The 3,124-nt window shown below is 72.0% G+C and carries 2 protein-coding genes and 1 pseudogene; 2 read left to right on the top strand and 1 reads right to left on the bottom strand.

Annotated elements, in window-relative coordinates:
* Positions 1-400 precede the first annotated feature (400 nt).
* Both GT042_RS37665 and GT042_RS37660 read left to right on the top strand, forming a co-directional pair.
* Positions 401-1,621, top strand: coding sequence for an acetyl-CoA C-acetyltransferase (locus GT042_RS37665; RefSeq protein ID WP_161313166.1), 1,221 nt, complete (start codon positions 401-403; stop codon positions 1,619-1,621).
* A 331-nt stretch (positions 1,622-1,952) separates the two neighbouring features.
* Positions 1,953-2,897 carry a hypothetical protein gene (locus tag GT042_RS37660; RefSeq protein WP_161313165.1) on the top strand — a complete coding sequence of 315 codons (945 nt, stop codon included), beginning with the start codon at positions 1,953-1,955 and terminating at the stop codon, positions 2,895-2,897.
* Between the two features lie 21 nt (positions 2,898-2,918).
* Here GT042_RS37660 and GT042_RS37655 read toward each other — a convergent pair.
* Positions 2,919-3,124 (bottom strand): annotated as a pseudogene (locus tag GT042_RS37655) (hypothetical protein); the annotation flags it as partial.

Below are 3,124 nucleotides of genomic sequence, written 5' to 3'. Positions count from 1 at the left end.
CGGACCCGGACGCCGAGACGCCGGCCGAGGCGCGCCGGGCCCGCAGGGCGCGGCAGGGGACGACCCCCCAGCAGACCTGACGGCCGCGCGCCACCGGTATGGAGGGAGTGGCGCATACCGATCATGGGCAGCCACCCCTCCCGGACGGTGGCGCGCGAATCGCGCCAGAGTCGGGCCGCGATCCGGTGCGTAACAGAAACCGACCGCGCGCCCCGGTACGCCGGGCGTACGCATGCGCTACGTGTACGCCCCCGCACCCTGCGCCCGCACCCCTCCCGCTGAGCAAGCGCTTAGAAAAGAGGTCCGCATCACACGACGGGTTCGGTGACCCGAGCACTACGTACGGGTAACTTCCCAGACAGTCCCGATTTCCGCCGTCCAGCATCCTGGGAGCCGTCCGATGCCCGAAGCCGTGATCGTCTCTGCCGCCCGTTCCCCCATCGGCCGGGCCTTCAAGGGCTCGCTCAAGGAGCTGCGGCCCGACGACCTGACCGCCACGATCATCCGGACCGCGCTCGACAAGATCCCGGAGCTGGACCCCCGCGACATCGACGACCTGATGCTCGGCTGCGGGCTGCCCGGCGGCGAGCAGGGGCACAACCTGGGCCGCGTCGTGGCCGTACAGATGGGGATGGACCACCTTCCCGGCTGCACGATCACCCGCTACTGCTCCTCGTCGCTCCAGACCTCCCGCATGGCGATGCACGCGATCAGGGCGGGCGAGGGCGACGTCTTCATCTCCGCCGGCGTCGAGATGGTGTCGCGCCAGGTCAACGGCTCCTCGGACGGCATGCCCGGCACCCACAACCCGCTCTTCGCGGACGCCGAGGCGCGTACGGCGGAGGTCGCGCAGAGCGAGGGCGCGGGCTGGCACGACCCGCGCGAGGACGGCCTGGTCCCGGACGCGTACATCGCGATGGGGCAGACGGCGGAGAACCTGGCCCGCCTCAAGGGCGTCACCCGCCGGGACATGGACGAGTTCGGCGTACGGTCCCAGAACCTCGCCGAGGAAGCCCTCAAGAACGGCTTCTGGGAGCGGGAGATCACCCCCGTGACCACCCCCGACGGCACGGTGGTGACCAAGGACGACGGCCCGCGCGCGGGGGTCACCCTGGAGGGCACGCAGGGGCTCAAGCCCGTCTTCCGCCCCGACGGCCTGGTCACGGCGGGCAACTGCTGCCCGCTGAACGACGGCGCCGCCGCGCTGGTGATCATGTCCGACACCAAGGCCCGTGACCTGGGCCTGACCCCGCTGGCCCGGATCGTCTCCACCGGTGTCACCGGCCTGTCGCCGGAGATCATGGGCCTCGGCCCGGTCGAGGCGTCCCGGCAGGCGCTCTCCCGCGCCGGGCTGACCATCGGCGACATCGACCTGGTCGAGATCAACGAGGCATTCGCCGCGCAGGTCATCCCGTCCTACCGTGACCTGGGCGTTCCGCTGGAGAAGCTCAACGTCAACGGCGGCGCGATCGCCGTCGGCCACCCCTTCGGCATGACCGGCGCCCGCATCACCGGCACGCTGATCAACAGCCTCCAGTTCCACGACAAGCAGTTCGGGCTGGAGACGATGTGCGTGGGCGGCGGCCAGGGCATGGCCATGGTGATCGAGCGGCTGAGCTGACCCCGTCGGGGCCTCTCCGGACCGCCCGGGGCCCGCGTTCCGTCCGGTGGCGGGCCGCTGACCTGGCACGGAGAGGACGGGGAGGCCACCCGGGGCCTGCCCGTCCTCTCCCCCGCCGACCCTCGCCGATCCCCAGTCGTGACTGAATCTCCCCCAGGATGTGACCTCTTCCACGGGGAGATTCGTTTGAGCTGGTCAGGTCCGGATGGAGACTAAACCTAAGGCCCAAAGACCTGTCCCATTCATGACGTAATGCACTGACGGCGGGCCCCGCACCCACGACAAGCTGATGTAGGAAGTCGGGGGTATCTATTGAGACCGGGAGTTGTCAGTGAGCGCCACATCTCTTGCCCTGCTGCTGACCACGGCCGCCGCGACGGCCGTGGGAGTCGCCGCACTGCACGCCGCCCACGGGCTGCGTCGCGAGGTGGCCGCCCTGCGCGGTGAGCTGGCCGCGAACCCCGCCGGGCCCGCCGTGTCCGTACCGCAGGCCAGAAGCGCCACGCCCACCGAGGAGATACGTTCCGCCGTCGCCGAGGCCCTGGCCGAGGAGCGCGAGCGCGAGCTGGCCGAGGCGCGTGCCTTCTGGGCCGCGCAGGAGGCCCGCGACGCGGCCGACACCCCGTCCCTGCTGGGCGGTCTCGCCGGGCTCGGCACCGAGGAGGGCGGCCCCTTCTACGTGCCCCGCCAGGCCGACTTCGCCGGACTGGAGTCCCTGGAGTCCGTCGAGGCGCTGGACTCCCTGGAATCCCTGGACCTCGACGCCCTCGACGGCGGCGGGTTCACCGACGCGGACGACAGCTTCGCCGACCTGCCCGACCTGAGCGAGGTCAGTGAGGTGAGCGAGTTCGCCGGCGAGTACGCGGAGGACTCCCCCGAGCTGGCCGCCGCCCGTCGCCGGCACCCCTCGCACCCGGACTTCGTACCGGTGCAGACACCCGTGGTCACCGACCACGAACGTACCGTGGCCCGGCTCGAAGAGCTCGCCGCGACCCGTACGGCACTGGCGGACGTGCGGCCGGGACCGCTGGGCACGCTCGACGTCTACGTCTTCACCGACGGCACCACGCTCTGCATGACACCCGGCCACCGCGAGACCGCGGAGCGGCTGGCCGAGTCCCTGCGGCAGGGCGGCGCGCCGTTCCTGCTGGGCGGCTCGGGAGTCTCCGGGGCGTACACGCTGACCTTCTCGACCGACGGTCCCGCCGCGGACACCGGCAGGGACGCCGGGGAGCACATCTACATCCTCGCGGACCGCGTCATAGCCTCGCTCTAGGGCGTCCCGTCGGAGCCTCCGTCAGAGCTTCGCCCGCGTCACGGCCCGCTCGACCGACCTCACGGCCTCGTCCAGCTCCACCAGGGACGGGGCCGTTCGCAGTGCCTCCGCCAGGTCGGCGGCGGCGACGGTCAGCTGGTCCGCGACCACGAAGACCCCCGCGTCCGGCATGAGCCGGGGCTCCGGCGCCGGGCCCGCGCCGCTCCCCTCGCCACCATCGCCGCCGC

Origin of the sequence: Streptomyces sp. SID3212 (genome assembly GCF_009865405.1) — a bacterium.
Classification (GTDB): domain Bacteria; phylum Actinomycetota; class Actinomycetes; order Streptomycetales; family Streptomycetaceae; genus Streptomyces.
Note: the sequence above shows the minus strand (reverse complement) of the source record. Positions and strands in the feature narration are given on the sequence as shown.

Excerpts from the sequence above, each read along its gene's own strand:
- GT042_RS37665 (WP_161313166.1), top strand. The coding sequence starts at position 401 with ATGCCCGAAGCCGTGATCGTCTCTGCCGCCCGTTCCCCCATCGGCCGG.